Below are 20,731 nucleotides of genomic sequence, written 5' to 3'. Positions count from 1 at the left end.
TTCTATCGTGTTCTCGTGAGCCACACCACACCGCCGCCCGCCCGCCTGCCCGACGGATCGCGACTCGAGCTCGGCACGGCCACCGCGTCCTACCAGATCGAGGGCGGGGTGGCCGACGACGGCCGCGGCGTCTCGATCTGGGACACCTTCGCGGCGCGGCCGGGCACCGTGCGCGACGGACGCGACGGCACCGTCGCGTGCGACTCCTACCACCGCTACGCCGAGGACGCCGACCTCGTGGCCGGCCTCGGCCTGGACTGGTACCGCTTCTCGATCGCGTGGCCCCGGGTGCTGCCCGAGGGCTCGGGGCGGGTCGAGACGCGTGGGCTCGACTACTACGACCGGGTCGTCGACGCGCTGCTCGAGCGCGGCGTCAAGCCCGCCGCCACGCTCTACCACTGGGATCTGCCGCAGCCGCTCGAGGACGCCGGGGGCTGGCTCGCGCGGGAGACTCCCGCCGCCTTCGCCGACTACGCCGAGGTGGTGTACGCCCGGCTCGGTGACCGCGTCGGGCTCTGGGCCACCCACAACGAGCCCTGGTGCGCCGCCTACCTGGGCTACGCCGCGGGCGTGCATGCTCCGGGGCGCCGTGAGGGCGGCGCCGCCCACCGGGCAGCCCACCACCTGATGTTGGGTCACGCCTGGGCTTCGGAGCGGCTGCACTCCTTGGGTGGGTCGGCGGGTGGGTGCGACGTCGGCATCGTGCTCAACCTGGCACCCATCCGCCCCGGACGATCCGAGGCCGTCGAGCTGGCCGACCAGATCGACGCGGTGCGCAACCGGGTCTGGCTCGACCCCCTGGCGCAGGGCGCCTACGACGACGGCCTGTTGCGGGTGGCGCCCGAGCTCGCCGACCCCGGGCTCGTGCGACCGGGCGATCTGGAGGCGATCCACGACTCCGCCGACTGGGTCGGCATCAACTACTACACGCCCGTGCGACCCGATGTGGTGGTCGCGGGCCGCCCGCCCCACCCCGAGCGCGACGCCTACCCGGGCACCGACCCCTTCGACCTGGTGGTTCCCGAACCGCGCACGGCCATCGGCTGGGAGATCGACGCGACCGGGCTGACCGACGTGCTGCGCGAGACCGCTGCGCGGATCGACCGCCCGCTGCTGGTGATGGAGAACGGCGCCGCCTGCAGCGACGAGGTGATCGCCGAGGGACGCGTCGCCGACGACGACCGCATCATCTACCTGCGCGACCATCTCGCCGCCGTCGATGTCGCTCGCGCCGAGGGCGTCGACGTGCGCGGCTACGTGGTGTGGACGCTGCTCGACAACTTCGAGTGGGCCGAGGGGTACACCAAGACCTTCGGCCTGGTGCACATCGACCACACCGACCAGCGGCGCACGCCGAAGGCGTCCTACGCCTGGTTGGCGGGCGTCGTCCGCGAGCGTTCGTCGAGCCTCACGGAGTGACATCTCACCCCTTCACGCTGCCGGCCAGCAGGCCGCGCACGAAGTAACGCTGGAGCGCGAGGAACACCACGAGCGGTAGGGCCAGCGACACGAAGGCACCGGAGGCCAGCAGCTGCCAGTCCTGGCCACGCTCGCCCACGAGCAGCTGGAGCTGCACGGTCATGGGCTGGAGCTGCGGTGAGCTGAAGACCTTGGCGACGAGCAGGTCGTTCCAGACCCAGAGGAACTGGAAGATGCCGAAGGCGGCGATCGCCGGCGCCATCAGGGGCAGCATGATGCGGGTGAAGATCTGCACGTGGCCGGCCCCGTCGACACGGGCCGACTCGATGAGCTCGCCGGGGATCTCCCGCATGAAGTTGTGCAGCAAGAAGATGGCGAGCGGCAACGCGAAGATGGTGTGCGACATCCACAGCCCGTAGAGGCCACCCGCGGGCGCGTCGCGGCCTCCGAGTGCCGGCAGGAAGCCAGGGGGCTGGGTGTAGAGAGTGAGCAGCGGCACGAGCGTGACCTGGATCGGCACGATCTGCAGCGCGAAGACCGCCACGAAGAGCGTGTCGCGGCCCTTGAACTTCATCCACGCGAACGCGTAGGCGGCGAGAGTCGCCAGGCTGATCGGGATCAGCACCGCCGGCAGCGTGATGACCACCGAGTTGACGAAACTGGTGCCCAGCCCGGCACCACCACTGCCCCCGGAGAGCACGTCGCTGTAGTTCTTCAGCGTGAACGAGGGGTGGGTGAAGATGTTCCACCACCCGTCGCTCTTGACCTGGTCCTCCGGGCGGAACGAGGAGAGCAGCAGCCCGAAGGTGGGCAGCGTCCAGAGGACGGCGATGACCAGCGCGACGAGCGAGGCCGCCCACCCGGTCAGGCTGTTCTTGGCGGCGGACGACGCGCTCTTGCGCGGCGCCGCGGTCTCGGCCACCTCGACCTCGGCGGCGGCCTCGGTGGTGATCGCAGGCGTGCTCATCGGGCCTCCAGCTTGCGCATCTGACGGATGTTGTAGATGACGATCGGCACCACCAGCAGGAAGATCACGACCGCGATCGCGGTCGCCAGACCCTGGTTGTTGGCCACGAAGTTCTGTCGGTAGAACTCATAGGCCAAGACGCTGGTGTTGAAGTTGCCGCCGGTGGCGGTCTGCACGATGTCGAAGACCTTGAGGGTGGCGATGGTGATGGTCGTCAGCACCACGATGAGCGTGGGCCGGATGCTCGGCACGGTGATGTGCCGGAAGATCTTGAACCCACTGGCGCCGTCGAGTCGGGCGGCCTCGAGCATGTCCTCGGGGATGGCCTTGATGCTCGCCGAGAGCAACGTCATGGCGAACCCGGCCTGGATCCAGACCAGGATGACGATGAGGAACAGCGTGTTCCACGGATCCTTGAGCAGGAAGTTGTACGTGTCGAGGTGCAGCCAGACGAGCAACTGGTTGAGGAACCCGATCTGGGTCTGGTCACCCGCCTTGTAGTCGTACATGAACTTCCAGATGATCGACGCGCCGACCATCGAGATCGCCATGGGGAGGAAGAGCAGGGCCTTGTAGAACTTCTCGAACGGGGCCCGGTCGACGAGCACGGCGTAGACCAGACCGATGCCGGTCGAGACGATCGGGGTCAGCACCACCCACAGCAGCGTGTTGCGCAGCACCTCGAGCTCTTGGCTGTTGGTGAACAGCGTCTTGTAGTTGTCGAGCCCCACGAACTCCTGCACGAAGATGTTCGAGCCGCCGTGCAGGGACTGCCAGGCCGTGAGCACCGCCGGGTAGAGCAGGCCCAGACCGATGAGGGCCAGCGAGGGGAGCAGGAAGGCGGCGGCTTGGATGCGCTCGCCGGTCTTGGACTTGAAGAACTGGGTGGCCAGCAAGATGCCGGCCACGACGGCGTAGAAGATGGCGATGGCGATCACCATCTGGAGCAGCTTCTCGGGTGTGCTCATCGAGGTGGGCCTCCTGACGTGAGCCGGGCGAGACGGTCTGGCGAGTCGGTCTGGCGGGACGAGGGCGGGCGGCCGACCCGGTGGGGTCGACCGCCCGCCGTCGATCAGGAGGAGGGCCAGCTGTCCTCGATGTTCTTCAGAGCATCCGAGGTGCTCTCACCTGTGATCCAGGCGGTCATCTCCTTCCAGAAGGAGCCCGCACCCACGGCGCTGGGCATCTGGTCGGAGCCGTCGAAGCGGAACACGGCCTCCGGGTCTTGGAGCGTCTCGGCGGAGAGCTGGTCGATCGGGCTGGCGAGGTTGTCGATGTCGAGCCCCGTGTTGGCGCTCACCCAGCCGCCGCCCGGCGTGGCCTTGGCCTTCTCGTTGGCCCAGACGTCGGAGGAGAGGTAGGTCTGGAAGGCCTGCACCTCGGGCCGGTCGTCGAACGCGGCCACGAACTCGCCGCCGCCGAGCACGGGCTTGCCGTAGTCATCGCTGGTCGTCGGCAGGTAGAACGCGAAGACGTCGCCGTCCTCGGACACCTTGGTGCCCTCGGGCCACTGCGCGGCGTAGAAGCTGGCCTGGCGGTGCAGGGCGCACTGACCCTTGAGGATCGGCAGGCCGCCGTCTTGGAACGCGGTGGTGGCGATGGAGTCGACGTCGCCGAAGCCGCCGTTGACGTAGTCGGGGTTCTTCAAGATGCCGCCGACGAGGTCGAGTGCCGTCGCGATCTTGTCGTCGTTGAACGGGATCTCGTGGTTGACCCACTGGTCGTAGACATCGGGGCCGTCCTCGCGCAGGACGGCGTCCTCGAGCCAGTCCGTCGTCGGCCAGCCGGTGGCCTCGCCCGACTCGATGCCGGCACACCAGGGCTTGATGCCGGTCTTCTCGATCTCGTCGGAGAGCTTGAGCATGTCGTCCCAGGTCTCGGGGACGGTCCAGCCGTTCTTCTTGAACATCGACGGCGAGTACCAGACGAACGACTTCACGCTTGCGCCCAACGGGGCGGCGTAGAAGGTGCCGTCGACGGTGCCGTAGCCCTTCCAGTCCTCGCCGAACCACTTGTCGACGTTGTCGGCGACCGGCTGGGGGGCCGCGACGACCTGGCCGGAGCCGACGAGTGTCTTGAGCAGACCCGGCTGTGGGATGTAGGCGATGTCGGGCGCGTTGCCCGCCTTGACCCGGACCACGATCTGGGTCTCGAACTGGTCGGAGCCCTCGTAGTCGACCTTGGCCCCCGTGCACTTGGTGAACAGCTCATAAGACTGCTCCTGCGCGGCCTGCTCGGGCGGGAGGATCGAGGTGTAGACCGAGACGGACTTGCCGGTCAGGTCGCCGAACTGGGTGAGCTGCTCGCAGCCATCGACCCCCTCGCCCGGCGAGGTGCCGCCGGCCGTCTGGGTATCGGCGCTGCCGCCGTCGTCGCTGCCGCAGCCGGCAAGCCCGAGCCCGGCGACCGCCACGACGGCCAGGGCCGCGGTGCGGAATGTGCGTGTGCGCATGTGATCCCTCTCTCGAAATCGGTGGGGCACAGGGACTGTGGGCCACCCCGTCTCCCTCACTGCGTAAGGAGGATGAAAGCGGTTGCGCAAATGTCTCGTCAAGGATGCACGATCACGATCGTGTAACGGTCGTCACAGTGTCATCCGTGGCGACCGCCACCTCCCCCTGTGGCGTGCATCACACTCTAGGAAGGTGGTCGACCGGGGTCAACCGGCTGGATTCGGCCTCATCTCACGTCGATACCCGGACGTCGATGCCCGGACGTCGATCATTCGGGGCGGGTCGCGCACATTCGGTGTCCAAAGTCCCTCAACCCGCGGCCGTCCCGACCGATGCATCAGTCATGGCACGCATTCTGATCGCTGAGGACGACGAAGACCTGCGCCTGCTCCTGCGCCTGGTGGTGCAGCGGGCCGGCCACGAAGTGGAAGGGGTTCCCGACGGGATACAGGCGCTGCGCGCCATCACCAAGGGCGGCTACGACCTGGTCGTGCTCGACAACTCCATGCCCGGGATGACCGGGCTCGAGGTGCTCCACGCCTGCGCCGACCTCGAGGAGGCGAGCCGGCCGATCATGCTCATGCTCTCCGCCCTCGCCACGCGGCAGGACATCCGGCGCGGCTACGTGGCCGGCGCCGACGACTTCCTGGCCAAGCCGTTCTCCCGCGAGGAGCTGGTGGAGCGCATCCACCTCCTGCTCGACGAGCGCGCCATGCAGTTCGCCATGGGCGGCCACCCCGGCACCGCTGCCGGGGGCGTCGCCTGACTCTCCCTGCCCGCGGCGCCACTCGCCGCTTCCCGGGTCAGGCCGCGCCGTGCGGCCGGGCTGTCCGTGCCAGCTGCCCACCCGGGACCACCGGGCCGCTACGTCACTCCCTGGGCGTAGCGGCCCGGCTCGTTCGTTTTCACCGCTCCTGCCCAGCCGCGCCGTGTGGCACACTCTGCCGACACGAGAACACGTTCTAGTACCGCGGAGGGTCGATGGACGCAAGGGTGCGCCGGTCTCTGTGGAGTACTCGCGTGCTCTGGCGCAGCGGCATGATCGGGCCGCTGAGCCCCCTGGCGCTGGCGCGCATGGCCGCGGTCCTGCGCCGCGGCGTCTCCCCCACGTCCGGCTTCGCCCTCGCCGCCGCGAAGCACCCCCACGCCGTCGCACTCGTCGACGAGCGCGGCCCTTTGACGTGGCGCGAGCTCGACGAGAGCGCCGATGCCTGCGCGGCCGGACTGCTCGCCCTGAGCGGAGGCACCCCCGCCACGATCGCCGTGCTCGCGCGCAACCACCGCGGCTTCGTCCAGACTCTCGCGGGTGGCGCCCGCACCGGCGGCGACGTGCTGCTGCTCAACACCTCCTTCTCGGCGCCCCAACTGCGTGACGTGCTCCGCCGGGAGGGCGCCTCGGTGATCGTCCACGACGCCGAGTTCGCCGCCGTGGTCGACGAGGCCACCGCCGACCTCCCCGACCTCGGCCGGGTCATCGCCTGGGCCGACGAGCCCACCCCCGGGGTCGAGACGCTCGACGCGTTGCTGCGCGCACACCACGGTCGTCGGCCGCCCTCCCCCGAGCGCCGCAGCGCCGTCATCCTGCTCACCTCCGGCACGACCGGCACACCGAAGGGCGCGAAACGCTCGACCGGAAGCGGCGGCACCCTCGCCGCCATGCTCGACCGCATCCCGTGGAGGGCCGGTGAGACCGTCGTCGTCGCGGCACCGATGTTCCACGCCTTCGGCTTCGGCCAGCTGCTCATCGCCGCCGCCATGGGGTGCCCCGTCGTGACGCGACGACGCTTCGACCCCGAGGCGACCCTCGCGATGGTCGACGGGCACGGCGCCACCGGCCTCGCCGTCGTGCCGGTGATGATCGAACGGATCACCGACCTGCCCGCCGAGACCCTCGACCGCTACCCGTGCGCGAGCCTCCGCTTCGTCACCGCGAGCGGATCACGCATGCGCCCCGACGCGGTGGTCGCGTTCATGGATCGCTTCGGGGAGACGATCTACAACTCCTACAACGCCACCGAGGCCGGGCTGATCAGCACCGCGACGCCCGCCGACCTGCGCCACGCCCCCGACACGGCAGGCCAGCCGCTCGCCGGCACCGAGCTGGCGATCCTCGACGACGACTGGCACCCCGTGCCGACCGGCCAGGTCGGGCGCATCTGCGTGCGCTCGGGCACGGCCTTCGAGGGATACACCTCGGGTGAGACCAAGGAGCACACCGCGCACGCCGGCGAGGAGTGGATGGTCAGCGGCGACGTCGGAAGACTCGACGACGGCGGCCGGCTCTTCGTCGTGGGCCGCGACGACGACATGATCGTCAGCGGGGGGGAGAACGTATACCCCATCGAGGTCGAGAAGATCCTGGGTGCCCACGACGCGGTCCGCGAGGTCGTGGTCGTCGGAGTCGACGACGAACAGTTCGGCCAGCGCCTCGCCGCGTACGTCGTGCCGACGCCAGACGCGCCCGACCCCGCTGCGCTCACCGTCGTCCTCAAGGAGCACGTGAAGGCCCAGCTCGCCGGGTACAAGGTGCCGCGCGACGTCGTCCTGCTCGACGAACTCCCCCGCAACGCCAGCGGCAAGGTCGTCGTGCGCTCGCTGCCCGCGGCCGGGTCCGCCCACTCCGAAGGGTGAAACGGGTGTGAGCCACGAGGAGAGCGGGTACAACCGCCGAGTGAGAGAAGGGAGAGTGGCCATGAGGCGAAGCCTTCACCTGGAGCACAAGCCGGCCAGCGTGGCAGCGGCGCGGCGCCAGTTGCGCGATTTCCTCCACGAGGCAGGCATCGCCGAGCCCCTCTCCTTCGAGGCCTCCCTGGTCCTCAGCGAGCTGGTCACGAACGCCGTCGAGCACGGTGCCCCCGACGCCTCCGGCGGCGTGCACGTCGTGCTGGCTCTGGTCGACCACCACCTCACGCTCGACGTCAGCGACGGCGGCGCGGGTCACCCCGAGGCCCGCGATGCCAACGCGTTCGACGACTCCGGCCGCGGGCTGCTGCTCATCGCCGAGATGTGCACCGAGTGGCATGTCGACCACGCCGCCGGCACCCGCGTCGTCGCCGAGATGGAGCTCGCGGCGGCCTGAGCCGAGGTCCGACGCCGCACCCGAGGTCACAGTCTGGATCGCAGCACCTCGTGGCCGGCGGCATCCGTCACGACGACCGCCGTCGCGTCGTCCCGCAGCACCGCGGACCCCAAGAAGCAGACCATCTCCGGCACCACCGCCCCGATCGACCCGGACAACGACCACGACGGTGGCGTCTTCACCGTCGACGGAATCCCGGAACCGGTCAGCTGACCGCGCGCCCCTCCACGCGGGCCGCGGGCGACACCACGTCGCTCGGGAACAGCCCGCGTGGCGCATACTGACTCCGGCCTCGCGGGCCCGAGCGGGCCGGCCGGGGGACGAGCACGCGGGCCGCGCCACCTGAGTCTTCCGGAGGATCCGTGCCCGACAGCGACCCGCTGCGCGATCGCTACCAGCTCGAGGACCGCCTGGGGGCAGGTGGCATGGCCGAGGTCTTCCGGGCCACGGATCTGCTGCTGCAGCGCCAGGTGGCCGTCAAGGTGCTCAGCACGCGGGCCGGCGACGAGACCGACCGGGCCCGCTTCACCGGCGAGGCGCGCACCCTGGCCGGGCTCAGTCACCGCGGGCTCGTGACCGTGCTCGACGCCGGCATCGACCAGGAGCGACCGTTCCTCGTGATGGAGCTGGTCGAAGGCCGCACACTGGCCGATGCCATCGCCGAGGGCCCGCAGCCCTCGGAGTCGGTCGCCCGGATAGGCGCCGCGGTCGCCGAGGCCGTCGCCTACGCGCACGGGCGAGGCATCGTGCACCGCGACGTCAAGCCCGCCAATGTGCTGCTCGGCGACGACGGGCGGGTGCTGCTCGCCGACTTCGGCATCGCGCGGCTGCTCAGCGACGCCGCCCGGCACACCCGCACCGGCACGACCATCGGCAGCGCGGCCTACCTCTCCCCCGAGCAGGTGCGCGGCGAGGACGTCGACACCTCCGCCGACGTCTACTCGCTGGGCCTCGTGCTCCTCGAGGCCCTCACCGCGCAGCGCGCCTTCCCGGGCCCGGCCACCGAGTCGGCGATGGCCCGACTGCACCGGGATCCCGACATCCCCACCGCCTTGGATGCGGGCTGGCGTGAGCTCCTGGGCGCCATGACCGCCGCCGAGGCCGCGCAGCGCCCGACGGCGTCGGCCGTCGCCCAGGCCCTGGCCGGCGGCACCCCGGGGGCGGGGACGACCGCCGTGCTGACCGCACCGGTCGCAGCCACGAGCGTGCTGGCCTCCGCCCCGGCGACGGCGCCCACCGGCGAAGCCGCCGTGCAGGACGACGCCTGGACCGACCGGGCCGGCAACGCGATCGCGCGGTCCCCTGCTGTCGCGCTCGCTCGCTGGCGGGCCCTCGAGGCGAACCAGCGAGGTGCCGCGATCGCGGTCGCCGCGATCGTGCTGCTCATCGTCATCGCGGCCGTCGCCGCGGGCGCCGGCGGCGACGGCTCCGCCCCCTCCCCCGAGTCTCCGGCGCCCTCGCGCTCTGCTCCCACCGAGCCCACGTCGTCCGCCCCGACGTCGCCGACCACCTCCCCCAGCACCACGACCCCCACCACCGCGCCCGGCGGGCCGGCCGACGGCCCGAAGAAGACGAACCCGGGTCAGGGCCCGGGTCAGGGCCCCGGTCAGGGTCAGGGCCCCGGTCAGGGTCTTGGTCAGGGTCCGGGTCAGGCGAAGGGCAAGAAGAAGTAGCCGGTCAGGTCGCCGCCCGTAGGCTGGGTGCATGGCTACCGTCGAGCTGACCGCCGAGAACTTCGAGTCCCACGTCAAGGACGACGACATCCTGCTCGTCGACTTCTGGGCGTCGTGGTGCGGCCCGTGCAAGCAGTTCGCCCCGACCTACGAGAAGGCCTCCGAGGCCCACGCCGACATCACCTTCGGGTCGGTCAACACCGAGGAGCAGCAGCAGCTCGCAGGGGCTGCGGGCATCTCCTCGATCCCGACGCTGATGGCGTTCCGCGAGGGCATCCTCGTGTTCGCCCAGCCGGGTGCACTGCCGCCGGCCGGACTCGAGCAGGTCATCACCGCCGTACGCGGTCTCGACATGGACGACGTGCGCCAGCAGATCGACAACCAGCAGCAGGAGGGCTGAAGGGCCCTGGGGCGCCGATCAGGCGTCCTGCTGCTCGGCTTTCGTCGCGGGGTCTGCCTCCGGCTCGTCACCGTAGACGCCGCGGCGCTTGGCGTCGTCGGCCTTGCGCAGTTGCTTGGTGAGGCTCCACCCGAGCAGACCGACGACCACGAAGAGCCCGATGAAGAGCGCGAACGCGCCCCAGCCGGCCTTGACGTCGTTGTCGTCGGGGATGGGGTCGGCAAGTCGCACGAGCAGGGTCACGGCGTCGCTGGCGACCAGGGCGAGCGTGGCGGGGATCATCGGGCGCCTCCGGGGGCATCGACGAGCAGACCGGCGAACAGGTCGTCCTCCGGCGCGATCGAGCCTACGTGGGAGGTCACGAGCTCGAAGTCCTCGGTCGGCCACACCTGCGCCTGAAGCTCCCGGGGGATCGAGAACCAGTGCCCGTCGGGGTCGATCTGCGTGGCGTGGGCCAGCAGCGCCTGGTCGCGGACGCCGAACCAGTCGTCGCACACGACCTTGGTGGTGACCCGGGCGTCCCATTCCGGCTCGGGCTTCCACTGCTTGAGCCGTTCACCCCACGGCGACTCCAGGCCGTGCTCGAGAGCGATGTCGTGCAGCCGCTGCATGCGCTCGCGGTTGAACGAGTGGTGGTAGTAGAGCTTGGACACCTGCCAGGGCTCACCCAGCTCGGGGAAGCGCTCCGGGTCGGCTGCGGCCTCGAAGGCGGCCACCGACACCTGGTGGCACATCACGTGGTCGGGGTGCGGGTAGCCGCCACGCTCGTCGTAGGTGGTGAGCACGTGGGGGCGCACCTCGCGGATCAGCCGCACCAAAGGCACGATCGCCTCGTCGAGCGGGACCAGGCCGAAGCAGCCCTCGGGGAGCGGCGGCTTGGGATCCCCCTCGGGCCAGCCGGAGTCGACGAAGCCCAGCCAGTGCTGGGTGATGCCGAGGATGTCGCGGGCGCGCTCCATCTCCTGACGGCGCACCTCGGTGATGTTCTCGAGGATGTCGGGGCGCTCCATCTTGGGGTTCAGGATCGAGCCCCGCTCACCGCCGGTGCAGGTCGCCACGTGCACCTCGGCACCCTGCGCGACGTACCGCGCCGTCGACGCCGCGCCCTTGCTCGACTCGTCGTCGGGGTGAGCGTGCACGTGCATGAGCCGCAGGCCGGCATACGACGGCTCGTACCGCTGCTCGTGGGGGTCGTTCGCCATGGTGGCCATCGTAGGTGGGAGCATGCAGCGCGTGGACGCAAGGGACGCGCCGGGCCCGACCGAGGGCCAGGCTCCGGTGCCGGGACTGGCATCGCGGTACGGCACCCCGCCCGCGTGGCGCGGCCGGGTCGCGCTCGCCGTCGTGGCCGTCGTGATCGCGGCTCTGGCCGCCCTGCTCGGATGGGCCGCCTGGAGCACCGCCACGCCCGAGGTGCGCTCCTCCCTCGTCGGGTTCGAGGTGGTCGACGACAACACCGTCGACGCCACGGTGCAGGTGCAGCTCGCCGACCGGGCCGCCGGCGTGCAGTGCGTGCTACGGGCGATCGCCGTCGACAAGTCCACCGTCGGGGAGGTCACCTACGCGCCGGACTCCTCCGGCACCCGGGAGATCGAGATCCGCACCTCCCGCGGGGCCACCTCGGTGGAGAACGTCGGCTGCACGGCCGACGGCCAGAACCGCCCACGCTGAGCCGGATCCTCGCGGACTCCTCCCCAGGGGTGGTGCGACGACCTGCGTCCCGACCGCTTGGCCGCTATGCTGGCCCGATCCGACAGTGGGCCGGGCCGCCCACCAGGCGAGGCCCGACACCCTGGCCGACTCATGGCTGGCCCACTGTCCTGACCGACGAACGAAGCGTCGGATCCACCTGACCCAGACACATCGGGTCATGGGATCGACGCGTAGACGCAGGAGACATCCCCATGACGCAGTCCACCGAGCAGGGCACCATCTGGTTGACCCAGGACGCCTTCGACAAGCTCCAGGCCGAGCTCGCCGAGCTCAAGGGCCCGGTGCGTCAGGAGGTCATCGAGCGCATCTCGGCCGCTCGTGACGAGGGCGACCTGAAGGAGAACGGCGGCTACCACGCCGCCCGAGAGGAGCAGGGCCGGCTCGAGGGCCGGATCCGTCAGCTCGAGGACATGCTCCAGCGCGCCGAGGTCGGCGAGACCCCCGAGGACGACGGCACGGTCTCCCCCGGCATGAAGGTCACCTACAAGTTCGTGGGCGATGACGACGACGAGGCCGAGACCTTCCTGCTCGCGGCCCGCGAGATGGAGGACTCCGTCGAGGGCCTCAAGGTCTACTCCCCGCAGTCGCCGCTCGGCTCAGCCATCATCGGCGCCAAGAAGGGCGAGACGGTCGGCTACGAGGCACCCAACGGCAAGGTGCTCCAGGTCGTCGTCCTCGACGCCGTCCCCTTCACCGGCTGAGTCACCGGCTGAGTCACCGGCCGAGGCTCACCTGGTAGCCCCGCGCGCGGAGCTGCTCCAGCACCAGCTCGGAGTGCTCCGCACCGCGGGTCTCCAACGAGAGCTGCACGTCGACCTCGTCGACGTGCAGCCCCGGCGCGGTGCGCTCGTGGGCGACCTCCAGCACGTTCGCACCCGAGGCGCCCACGCAACCGAGCAACTCGGCGAGGCCACCGGGAGCATCGGCAATGGTGACGTGCGCACTGAGGTAGCGCCCCGCCGCTGTCATGCCGTGCCGGATCACCTTGCCCAGCAGCAGGGGGTCGATGTTTCCGCCCGAGACGACGGCGACCGTGGGGTCGGTGAACGACGCGGGATCCTCCAGCAGGGCCGCCACGGCGGCCGCCCCGGCCGGCTCGGACACGAGCTTCGCCCGTTCGACCAGTGAGAGCACGCCGCGCGCGAGGGCGTCCTCACTGACCGTGAGCACGTCGTCGACGTGGTCGCGCACGGCCGCGAACGTGAGGTCGCCGGGGCGGCCGACCGCGATGCCGTCGGCCATGGTGCGCATCTGGTGCAGCGGCGTGGGCCGGCCCGCCGCGAGCGAACCCGGGTAGGCCGCGGCGTCCTTCGCCTGGACGCCGATCACACGCACGTCGGGGCGCTGGAGCTTGACGGCGAGCGCGACGCCGGCCAGCAGCCCACCGCCGCCGGTGGGCACCACCACCGTGCGCACCTGGGAGCACTGCTCGAGGATCTCCAGGCCGACCGTGCCCTGACCGGCGACGACGTCGGCGTGGTCGAAGGGGTGGATGAACGTGGCGCCGCTCTGCTTAGCGTGCTCCTGAGCGGCGGCGAGGGCATCGTCGAGTTGGTGGCCCACGAACACGACCTCCGCCCCGTACCCCCGGGTGGCTCGCTCCTTCGGGATCGGCGCCCCCTCGGGCATGAACACGGTCGCCCGGATGCCGAGCAACTGCGCCGCCAGCGCGACGCCCTGGGCATGGTTGCCGGCAGACGCCGCGACCACGCCGGCGGCGCGTTCCTCGGGGCTGAGCCGGCTGATGCGCACGTAGGCGCCTCGGGCCTTGAACGAGCCCGTGCGCTGGAGGTTCTCGGCCTTGAGGAACACCTCGCCGCCGGTGTGCTCACTGAGCCAGCGCGACTCCTCCATCGGCGTGAGCACCGAGACCCCGGCGAGCACGTCTCGCGCCGTCCGGATCTGGTCGAGTTCGATGCCGCTCATTGCTCCTCTTCCTCGGCGGGATCCGTGCCGGGATCGTCGGCATCGTCGGCCAGCTCCGAGGCGGCGTCCGCATCGTCGGCTCGCACCGCGTCGAGCATCTCGAGGGGATCGTCGCCGGGGTCGGTGCCGGCGGCGAGATGCAGCCCGACCGCGTTGACGGCGGCGGCGAGCGGCACCGCCACGAGCGCGCCGGCGATGCCCGCGACCAGTACGCCCGCACCGATCGCGACGATCACGCCCAAGGGGTGCACCGACACCCAGCGGCCCATGAGGAACGGCTGGAGCACGTGGCCCTCGATCTGCTGCACCAAGACGACACCGCCCAGCATCAGCAGGGCCGTGAGCGGGCCCTGGTCGACCAGGGCCACCAAGATCGCCACCGTGCCGGCGACCGTGGCGCCCACCATCGGCACGAAGGCACCGAGGAAGACGAGCACGCCGATGGCCAGCACGAACGGGACGCCCAGGATCAGCGCCACGATGGAGATGCCGACGGCGTCGACCAGAGCCACGATGACCGTGGCGCGCACGAACTGGGTCAGCGAGATCCAGGCGACCCGGCCCGAGCTGTCGACGCGGGCGCGGGCCGCCCGCGGGGTCAGCCGCACGATCCAGGCCCAGATGCGCTGCCCGTCGGCCAGGAAGAAGTAGGTCGCGAACAGCACGATGAAGATGCCGGCGAAGACATGGCCGACCGTGGTGCCGAGGTGGGTGAGCTGGTGCAGCGTGTCGCCGCCCTGCGAACTCTCCGTGATCGCCTTCTGGGCTCGGGTCAGGTACTCGTCGAGCTGGCTGTCACTGATCTGGAGCGGTCCGTCGCGCAGCCAGGTGCGGATCTGGTCGAGTCCCGCCACCGACGAGGAGGCCAGGTCGTTGGCACCGCCGGCCACCTGCCGGCCCACGAAACCGAGGAGGGAGACGACCGCGGCGAGCCCCATCACCACGGTGAGCAGCGCGACGACGCCACGCGGGAGATAGCGGGAGAGCCGGCCGACGAGCGGTGCGACCAGGGCGCTGATGAGCGTGGCCACGACCAGCGGCACCACCAGAACGGAGAGGAATCCGACCACCCGACCGAGCACGTAGGCCAGGGCCACGATGAGCAGGATCCGCCACGCCCAGGCGGCGGCGAGGTCGAGGCCGATGGGCACCTGGGAGCGCGTGAAGCGGCCGGGCACCGCGTCGTCGGGCCGCGCGGTCGGGAACGCCAGGCGACGCTCCCGCTCGATGCGTAGGTCACTCCACTGCTGTCGCAGTCGCTGGGCGAATCCTTCGGAGCCCTCCTCGTCCATGGGGTGGACCCTAGGCGAGAGCCTGCTCGATGTCGGCCACCTGATCGGGGAGAGACTCGATGCCGACGCTGAGCCGGACGAGGTCGTCGGGCACCTCCAGGTCGGTGCCCGCGACGCTGGCGTGCGTCATCTGCCCGGGGTGCTCCACCAGGGACTCCACGCCGCCGAGGGACTCTCCCAGCGTGAACACGCGGGTGCGCTCGCAGAAGCGCAGCGCGGCCTCCGCGCCATCCGCGTGCCGGAACGAGATCATGCCGCCGAACCGCCTCATCTGGCGGGCTGCGACGTCGTGGCCCGGGTGCTCGGGCAGGCCGGGGTAGATGACCTCGGAGACCGCCGGATGGGAGACGAGCAGGTCGACGATGCGCTCGGCGTTGTCGCAGTGCCGCTCCATGCGCAGCGCCAGCGTCTTGAGCCCCCGCAGGGTGAGCCAGGCGTCGAAGGGGCCGGCGACGGCGCCCATCGAGTTCTGGTGGAAGCCGATGCGCTCGGCCAGGTCGAGGTCGCGGACCACGAGTGCGCCGCCGACCACGTCGGAGTGCCCGCCCGCGTACTTCGTGGTGGAGTGCACGACGACGTCGGCGCCCAGCGTCAACGGCTGCTGGAGGTAGGGCGAGGCGAAGGTGTTGTCGACGATCAGCAGTGCACCGGCCTCGTGCGCGATACCCGCCAGTGCCTCGATGTCGCCGATGGTGAGCAGCGGGTTGGTCGGCGTCTCGACCCACACCAGCTTCGTCTGGCCGGGGCGGACGGCGGCACGCACGGCGTCGACATCGGAGACCGGCGCCGAGGAGTACTCCAGGCCCCACACCCGCTCGACCTTGTCGAAGAGGCGGAAGGTGCCGCCGTAGGCGTCGTCGGGGATCACGGCGTGGTCGCCCGGGCGGCACAGCGCGCGCACCAGGGTGTCCTCGGCCGCGAGCCCGGAGGCGAACGCGAACCCGCGCTCGCCGTTCTCGAGCGCGGCGAGCGTGGACTCCAACGCGGCGCGGGTGGGGTTGGCCGAGCGGGAGTACTCGTAGCCGCCGCGCAGCCCGCCCACGCCGTCCTGCTTGTAGGTCGACGTCGCGTAGATCGGGGGGATCACCGCGCCGGTGCTCGGGTCGGGCTCCCAGCCGGCGTGGATCGCGCGGGTCTCGAAGCCCGCCTTGCTCAGGTGGTCACGGTGCTCGGCTGCGCGTGGATCGCTCACCCGGCGAGCCTACGGCGCGATCGCGCGGACCAGCGGCTCCGGGAGGGCGTCGGGTGCCACCGGGTGCCATTGACCCTCGTGCACCCAGTGCACGTGGGGGCTGAGCGGGCCGGGCGCCGCCGAGAAGCCGTGGGCAGCGAGGTCGGCGAGATGCCCGACCGCCCCGATCGAGTCCGGACCGTCGACGACCCGGTAGCCGAGCTGGTGCCGGTAGGGGGTGGCCACCAGGACTCCGTACCCGGAGTCGGCGTGGCCGAAGCGACCGAGGACGGTCTCGAGGGCGAGGCTGAGGCTGGCCACGAAGGGGCTCTCTCCGACCATCACGTGCACCGCGTGCTCGGGCCGATCGACGACGACCTCTTGGTGGTGCACCTCGGCCGACCCGGCCAGGGCCTCCAGATTGCGCTGCGCGCGGGCTCGCAGCAGGGCGAGGTCGCCACGGAGGGCCAGGTCTCGCTCCGACGGCGTGAGGATTTCGTGCTCGGTCTGTACCGCGGGTACGACCACCAGGCCGGGCGCGATCTGCTCCGCACCCGGGTGAGCGTCGGGCGCCAGGCCGTCGCGCGGCAGCAACCGCAGGACCAGCGCCGCGGCCAGCTGTTCGTCGTCCAGGTCGGAGAGGCTGGGCGCGGGTGAGAGCAGCACGCCCACGTGGTGCGTGATCGTGTCGGGCCACTGCTGCTCGTCGAGCATCGCGCACACCGACGCGAGGTTCCACAGCGAGAACCGGCGTCCCGTGCCATCGACGAGATGGTCGCGGCGGGCTTCTACGGTGACGCCGTGCTGGGCGAACACCGAGCGCACGGCGTGGCGCAGCCGGTCCGCCGCCTCGCGCGGTAAGGGAAGATGTGGGTCGCTGGACGTGTTGTGCCCATGAGTGTCACCGAGATCCACTGACCGAACTCCCCCGAGACGTTGCTGGTCCGGGCCAGGTTAAGCCGCCTCACCCCTCCGGCCCAAAGTGACCGCAGCAACACCCGTAGCCGACCCGAGGAGCCAGCCGATGTTCTTCACCCGCAAGCAGACCGCTCTCATCCCCGCCGAGCAGGCCCTCGACGGTCGCACCGCGCGGCCGTGGCACCTACATGACGAGCACGTCGTGCTGGGCACCCCGGTGGTCACCGACACCGCACCGGAAGGTCTCGAGGTCGCCGTGTTCGGGCTCGGCTGCTTCTGGGGCGCCGAGGAGATCTTCTGGCAGATGCCCGGCGTCTGGTCGACCTCCGTCGGCTACGCCGGCGGCACCACGCCGAACCCCTCGTACGAGGAGGTCTGCTCCGGCATGACCAACCACACCGAGGCCGTGCGGGTCGTCTTCGATCCCGCCCAGGTGGCCTACGCCGACCTGGTCAAGAAGTTCTTCGAGGTGCACGACCCGACCCAGGGCATGCGCCAGGGCAACGACGTCGGTACCCAGTACCGCTCCGCGATCTACTTCACCTCGCCGGAGCAAGAGGCGACGGCTCGTGAGCTGACCTCGGTCTACGGTGCGGAGCTGGCGCGGCGCGGACTCGGCGACATCACCACCGAGATCCGCCCCGCCGACGAGGCGACGTACTACTACGCCGAGGACGCCCATCAGCAGTACCTGGCCAAGAACCCCTACGGCTACCGGTGCCACGCGAACACGGGCGTGGCGTTCCCGGCCGATCAGGCTGGGTAGTCGACCCGGACCGGAGATCGGTCGACGTCCTCCGCGGACATCACGATCCTCCAACGGTCCGTGCGCCACCCTCGGCCGCCCTCGGTGTCACTGGTAGCAGTGGAGGGCATGCGAGAGATGGGTATCGGTCTACTGCTCGTGACGGCGCTGGCCGGTTGCGGCGGCCCGGCAGCGCCGGACGACACGGAGGGCACAAGCCGCGAGACCACGTCGGCTGGAGGCGAGCCCGCCGGCTCCTCGCAGCCCGGCGACGGCTCGCCGTCCGCACTGTCGGGATATGGCGCGAGCGTGGCGTCGTGGGAAGACGCCCATGGCGACTCGATCGATGGCTATACGGCCGGATCGGTGTACGGGGAGCCAGTCCGCGACACCCACGAGTACTTCGGCGTCATGCCGAGCCGGGGCACCATCACCATGTACTCACGCGCGTTCGCGCCGCGAACATCGCTACGCGAGGCAGAACAGGTCGTCCTCGATGACTTCCCTTCAGATGCGAGCATCACGGTCCGCGACACCGACGAGGCTGCGTGCGAGATCGTGATGATCGAGAGCCGGACCATCGAGAAGGCAACCGGATCCAACGCGACGGCCGCCTTCTTCAGCGACCTCGGACCTGACCAGCCACTCGATGCGCCGATGAACACCTCCGATGTCTCCTACGCCTCGATCCTGCCTGACTTCAGAGGTGGGCCTCGCAACGATCTCGGCGATTGCTGATCCCTGGGATTGCTTGGCAGCACGGGGTCTCACCGCAGGTGGCGCCACCAGTAGGGCACGGCCGCACAACCCGTGAGGGCGATCGAGAGCGCCCACGCCCCGCGGCGCCGCCCCAGGGAAGGGTCACGCCACACACCCACCGCCATGACGAGGACGATGACCGGGTTCGCGCACGCCGCGACCGTCCACCAAGCGTTCAGACCCGGATGCTCCGCCGCTCCGTTCGTCGCGATGATCCAGAGGCCGAGAGGCGCCACGGCGAGCAGGTACACGCACCAGGCCGGGATCAGGTACCGGTTCAGCGCTGGCATGCCCGGTACCTACCCCCTTCGCGGCCGGATAGCCTCACCCGGGTGGGAATCCCCGTCGTCGCGTTGTGCGGCTCGATGCGCTTCCGCGACGAGTTCGACCGCCTGACGACCGAGCTCACACTGGCCGGGAACGTGGTGCTGGCACCCGTCATGATCGACGCCTCCACCGTGCTGGACGAGGAGACGCGCGCACGGCTGGGACGCGTGCACCTCGCCAAGGTGGCGATGGCCGACGAGGCCCTGGTCGTCAACGTCGGCGGCTACCTCGGCGAGAGCACACGACGCGAGATCGAGCACGCGCACGCCCACGGCGTGGCGGTGCGCTACCTGGAGCCGCCGCTGATCGAGCCGGGCGAGGCGGTGGTTGAGCCGGGCGAGGCGGTGGTTGAGCCGGGCGAGGCGGTGGTTGAGCCGGGCGAGGCGCTAGCCGAGTCCCGCGTCGAAACCCAGTGAGATGCCAAGCAGCCTTGCCAGGAACGGTTGCTGGGTTTCGACGCGCTCGTCGCTGGCGCTCCTCACGGCTCAACCACCGGGGCCATCACGGTGGTTGAGCCGGGCGAGACGCTAGCCGAGTCCCGTGTCGAAACCCGGTGAGGTGGAAAGCAGCGTCGCCTTCACAGTCGCCGGGTTTCGACGCGCTCGTCGCTAGCGCTCCTCACGGCTCAACCACCGCAGGACGCGCTCGTCGCTAGCGTTCCTCACGGCTCAACCACCTCAGGGCTATCACGGTGGTTGAGCCGGGCGAGGCGCTAGCCGAGTCCCGTGTCGAAACCCGGTGAGACGAAAGCTGGCGTTGCCTTCACAGTTGCTGGGTTTCGACGCGCTCGTCGATTTCGACACGCCTTCGCCTCCGGCATCCGGCGGCTCAATCCACCGGCTGGCGCTCCTCGCGGCTCAACCACCGGGGCCATCACGGTGGTTGAGCCGGGCGAGGCGCTAGCCGAGTCCCGTGTCGAAACCCGGTGAGACGAAAGCTGGCGTTGCCTTCACAGTCGCCGGGTTTCGACGCGCTCGTCGATTTCGACACGCCTTCGCCTTCGGCATCCGGCGGCTCAATCCACCGGCTGGCGCTCCTCACGGCTCAACCACCAGCGGACACGCTCGTCGATTTCGACACGCCTTCGCCTTTGGCATCCGGCGGCTCAATCCACCGGCTGGCGCTCCTCACGGCTCAACCACCAGCGGACACGATCGGCCGCGGACGGTCTCACCGTTCAAACCGCCGGCGGGCGCGCTCGACCATCGCACTGGGTGGTCAGGTGAGGTGTTCGGTGCCGTCCGGGTCGACCAGGAAGTGGCGCCCGTGGGGGCTGGTCCAGACGTAGGTGCCGGGGCGGATGCGCCGGTAGCGCCAGCGCTTCTCGGACCGGCCTGGCTGATGACTCGGACTCGGATGCGTCTTGGCGCGGTGGTGGGTGCGGCACAGCGGGGCGAGGGTCTCGGTGGAGGTCTGCCTGGGTGGGCCGCCCTGGGAGCGTGGGACGTATTCGTCGATGTGGTCGAGGTCGGCGCGCATCGCTGATCTGGTGCAGAAGGGGAAGGTGCAGGTCTGGCGCTGTTCGGTGACTCGGTAGGCGATGCGGTCGGGGATCTCGTAGGCATCCACGCTCACCGTCTCGGTGAGGTCTACGACGGGCTTGACGATGACCTGGGTGTCGGGGTTGCCGGCCCAGGTGGCGACCTGGGCGGCGGTCACGGTGGCGCGGTGTGCACCGGTGGCGGTGGAGACGCGGGCGAGGTGGATGCCCAGGGCGCCGGTGGCGGGGTCGATGCTCGGTGTGCCGGTGCCAGTGATGGCTTCGCTGGAGAGGTGCACGTGGAGGACGAGTTGGCGGGCGGGCACGCTTGCGGGGACCGTGGTGGGGAGCGTGGTGGGTTGGGGTGGTTTCGACACGCCTTCGCCTTCGGCATCCGGCGGCTCAACCA

The 20,731-nt window shown here is 70.5% G+C and carries 23 protein-coding genes; 11 read left to right on the top strand and 12 right to left on the bottom strand.

Annotated features, from left to right (window positions below):
- Positions 1-15 precede the first annotated feature (15 nt).
- Positions 16-1,419, top strand: coding sequence for a GH1 family beta-glucosidase (locus ISG29_RS17950; RefSeq protein WP_328829730.1), 1,404 nt, complete (start codon positions 16-18; stop codon positions 1,417-1,419).
- 4 nt (positions 1,420-1,423) lie between these two features.
- On the opposite strand, the gene ISG29_RS17945 is transcribed toward ISG29_RS17950, so the two are convergent.
- The 3 genes from ISG29_RS17945 to ISG29_RS17935 all read right to left on the bottom strand — a co-directional run bounded on the left by ISG29_RS17945 (position 1,424) and on the right by ISG29_RS17935 (position 4,838).
- Positions 1,424-2,386 (bottom strand): carbohydrate ABC transporter permease, encoded by a 963-nt coding sequence (locus ISG29_RS17945; RefSeq protein WP_194504835.1) that lies wholly within the window; start codon positions 2,384-2,386, stop codon positions 1,424-1,426.
- On the bottom strand, positions 2,383-3,354 hold the full coding sequence (locus ISG29_RS17940) for a carbohydrate ABC transporter permease (protein ID WP_194504834.1): 972 nt from the start codon (positions 3,352-3,354) through the stop codon (positions 2,383-2,385). Before ISG29_RS17940 ends, ISG29_RS17945 begins: the two co-directional genes overlap by 4 nt.
- A 104-nt stretch (positions 3,355-3,458) precedes the next feature.
- Complete coding sequence (locus ISG29_RS17935; RefSeq protein ID WP_194504833.1) at positions 3,459-4,838, bottom strand: ABC transporter substrate-binding protein; 1,380 nt, start codon at positions 4,836-4,838, stop codon at positions 3,459-3,461.
- A gap of 344 nt (positions 4,839-5,182) precedes the next feature.
- Between ISG29_RS17935 and ISG29_RS17930 the strand changes: the two genes are divergently transcribed.
- The 3 genes from ISG29_RS17930 (at position 5,183) to ISG29_RS17920 (ending at position 7,918) form a co-directional block, all read left to right on the top strand.
- Positions 5,183-5,605: a response regulator transcription factor gene (locus ISG29_RS17930; protein ID WP_194504832.1), complete on the top strand. Its 423-nt coding sequence runs from the start codon at positions 5,183-5,185 to the stop codon at positions 5,603-5,605.
- A 254-nt stretch (positions 5,606-5,859) separates the two neighbouring features.
- Positions 5,860-7,470 (top strand): AMP-binding protein, encoded by a 1,611-nt coding sequence (locus ISG29_RS17925; protein WP_207793314.1) that lies wholly within the window; start codon positions 5,860-5,862, stop codon positions 7,468-7,470.
- A gap of 61 nt (positions 7,471-7,531) precedes the next feature.
- The gene (locus ISG29_RS17920; RefSeq protein ID WP_194504830.1) at positions 7,532-7,918 is read left to right on the top strand and encodes an ATP-binding protein; all 387 of its coding nucleotides are present in this window, start codon (positions 7,532-7,534) and stop codon (positions 7,916-7,918) included.
- 26 nt (positions 7,919-7,944) lie between these two features.
- Here the strand turns inward: ISG29_RS17920 and ISG29_RS21385 are convergent, their stop codons facing one another.
- Positions 7,945-8,076 (bottom strand): hypothetical protein, encoded by a 132-nt coding sequence (locus ISG29_RS21385; RefSeq protein ID WP_268927775.1) that lies wholly within the window; start codon positions 8,074-8,076, stop codon positions 7,945-7,947.
- A 204-nt stretch (positions 8,077-8,280) separates the two neighbouring features.
- On the opposite strand from ISG29_RS21385, the gene ISG29_RS17915 reads away from it, so the two are divergent.
- Together ISG29_RS17915 and trxA are read left to right on the top strand one after the other, a co-directional pair.
- Complete coding sequence (locus ISG29_RS17915; protein WP_194504829.1) at positions 8,281-9,591, top strand: serine/threonine-protein kinase; 1,311 nt, start codon at positions 8,281-8,283, stop codon at positions 9,589-9,591.
- Positions 9,592-9,622: 31 nt separating this feature from the next.
- The gene (trxA, locus tag ISG29_RS17910; protein ID WP_194504828.1) at positions 9,623-9,991 is read left to right on the top strand and encodes a thioredoxin; all 369 of its coding nucleotides are present in this window, start codon (positions 9,623-9,625) and stop codon (positions 9,989-9,991) included.
- A gap of 18 nt (positions 9,992-10,009) precedes the next feature.
- Here trxA and ISG29_RS17905 read toward each other — a convergent pair whose 3' ends face one another.
- Entirely contained in the window at positions 10,010-10,273 is a 264-nt protein-coding gene (locus ISG29_RS17905) for a hypothetical protein (protein ID WP_194504827.1), read from the bottom strand.
- Positions 10,270-11,193 (bottom strand): mycothiol conjugate amidase Mca, encoded by a 924-nt coding sequence (mca, locus tag ISG29_RS17900; RefSeq protein WP_194504826.1) that lies wholly within the window; start codon positions 11,191-11,193, stop codon positions 10,270-10,272. Before mca ends, ISG29_RS17905 begins: the two co-directional genes overlap by 4 nt.
- Before the next feature lie 31 nt (positions 11,194-11,224).
- On the opposite strand from mca, the gene ISG29_RS17895 reads away from it, so the two are divergent.
- Both ISG29_RS17895 and greA read left to right on the top strand, forming a co-directional pair.
- The gene (locus ISG29_RS17895) at positions 11,225-11,662 is read left to right on the top strand and encodes a DUF4307 domain-containing protein (protein WP_194504825.1); all 438 of its coding nucleotides are present in this window, start codon (positions 11,225-11,227) and stop codon (positions 11,660-11,662) included.
- 233 nt (positions 11,663-11,895) lie between these two features.
- A complete protein-coding gene (gene greA / locus ISG29_RS17890) occupies positions 11,896-12,405 on the top strand; it encodes a transcription elongation factor GreA (protein WP_194504824.1) in 510 nt (169 codons plus the stop codon).
- Positions 12,406-12,418: 13 nt separating this feature from the next.
- On the opposite strand, the gene ilvA is transcribed toward greA, so the two are convergent.
- The 4 genes from ilvA to ISG29_RS17870 are packed head-to-tail and all read right to left on the bottom strand — an operon-like array spanning position 12,419 to position 16,918.
- Positions 12,419-13,630 (bottom strand): threonine ammonia-lyase, encoded by a 1,212-nt coding sequence (ilvA, locus tag ISG29_RS17885; RefSeq protein ID WP_194504823.1) that lies wholly within the window; start codon positions 13,628-13,630, stop codon positions 12,419-12,421.
- Positions 13,627-14,922: an AI-2E family transporter gene (locus tag ISG29_RS17880; protein WP_194504822.1), complete on the bottom strand. Its 1,296-nt coding sequence runs from the start codon at positions 14,920-14,922 to the stop codon at positions 13,627-13,629. The genes ilvA and ISG29_RS17880 overlap by 4 nt, the downstream gene beginning before the upstream one ends.
- Positions 14,923-14,932: 10 nt before the next feature.
- Positions 14,933-16,114 (bottom strand): cystathionine gamma-synthase, encoded by a 1,182-nt coding sequence (locus ISG29_RS17875; protein WP_328829722.1) that lies wholly within the window; start codon positions 16,112-16,114, stop codon positions 14,933-14,935.
- Positions 16,115-16,123: 9 nt separating this feature from the next.
- The gene (locus ISG29_RS17870) at positions 16,124-16,918 is read right to left on the bottom strand and encodes a hypothetical protein (RefSeq protein ID WP_207793313.1); all 795 of its coding nucleotides are present in this window, start codon (positions 16,916-16,918) and stop codon (positions 16,124-16,126) included.
- A 199-nt stretch (positions 16,919-17,117) separates the two neighbouring features.
- Between ISG29_RS17870 and msrA the strand changes: the two genes are divergently transcribed.
- Both msrA and ISG29_RS17860 read left to right on the top strand, forming a co-directional pair.
- Complete coding sequence (gene msrA / locus ISG29_RS17865; protein WP_194504820.1) at positions 17,118-17,777, top strand: peptide-methionine (S)-S-oxide reductase MsrA; 660 nt, start codon at positions 17,118-17,120, stop codon at positions 17,775-17,777.
- Positions 17,778-17,876: 99 nt separating this feature from the next.
- On the top strand, positions 17,877-18,494 hold the full coding sequence (locus tag ISG29_RS17860; protein ID WP_194504819.1) for a hypothetical protein: 618 nt from the start codon (positions 17,877-17,879) through the stop codon (positions 18,492-18,494).
- Positions 18,495-18,523: 29 nt separating this feature from the next.
- On the opposite strand, the gene ISG29_RS17855 is transcribed toward ISG29_RS17860, so the two are convergent.
- Positions 18,524-18,805 (bottom strand): hypothetical protein, encoded by a 282-nt coding sequence (locus ISG29_RS17855; RefSeq protein WP_194504818.1) that lies wholly within the window; start codon positions 18,803-18,805, stop codon positions 18,524-18,526.
- Between the two features lie 42 nt (positions 18,806-18,847).
- On the opposite strand from ISG29_RS17855, the gene ISG29_RS17850 reads away from it, so the two are divergent.
- Positions 18,848-19,258, top strand: coding sequence for a hypothetical protein (locus tag ISG29_RS17850; protein ID WP_194504817.1), 411 nt, complete (start codon positions 18,848-18,850; stop codon positions 19,256-19,258).
- Between the two features lie 802 nt (positions 19,259-20,060).
- Here the strand turns inward: ISG29_RS17850 and ISG29_RS17845 are convergent.
- A partial coding sequence (locus tag ISG29_RS17845) for an HNH endonuclease (RefSeq protein WP_207793312.1) occupies positions 20,061-20,731 on the bottom strand: 671 nt, incomplete at its 5' end.

This window comes from Nocardioides acrostichi (assembly GCF_015319165.1).
Classification (GTDB): Bacteria; Actinomycetota; Actinomycetes; order Propionibacteriales; family Nocardioidaceae; genus Nocardioides; species Nocardioides acrostichi.
Note: the sequence above shows the minus strand (reverse complement) of the source record. Positions and strands in the feature narration are given on the sequence as shown.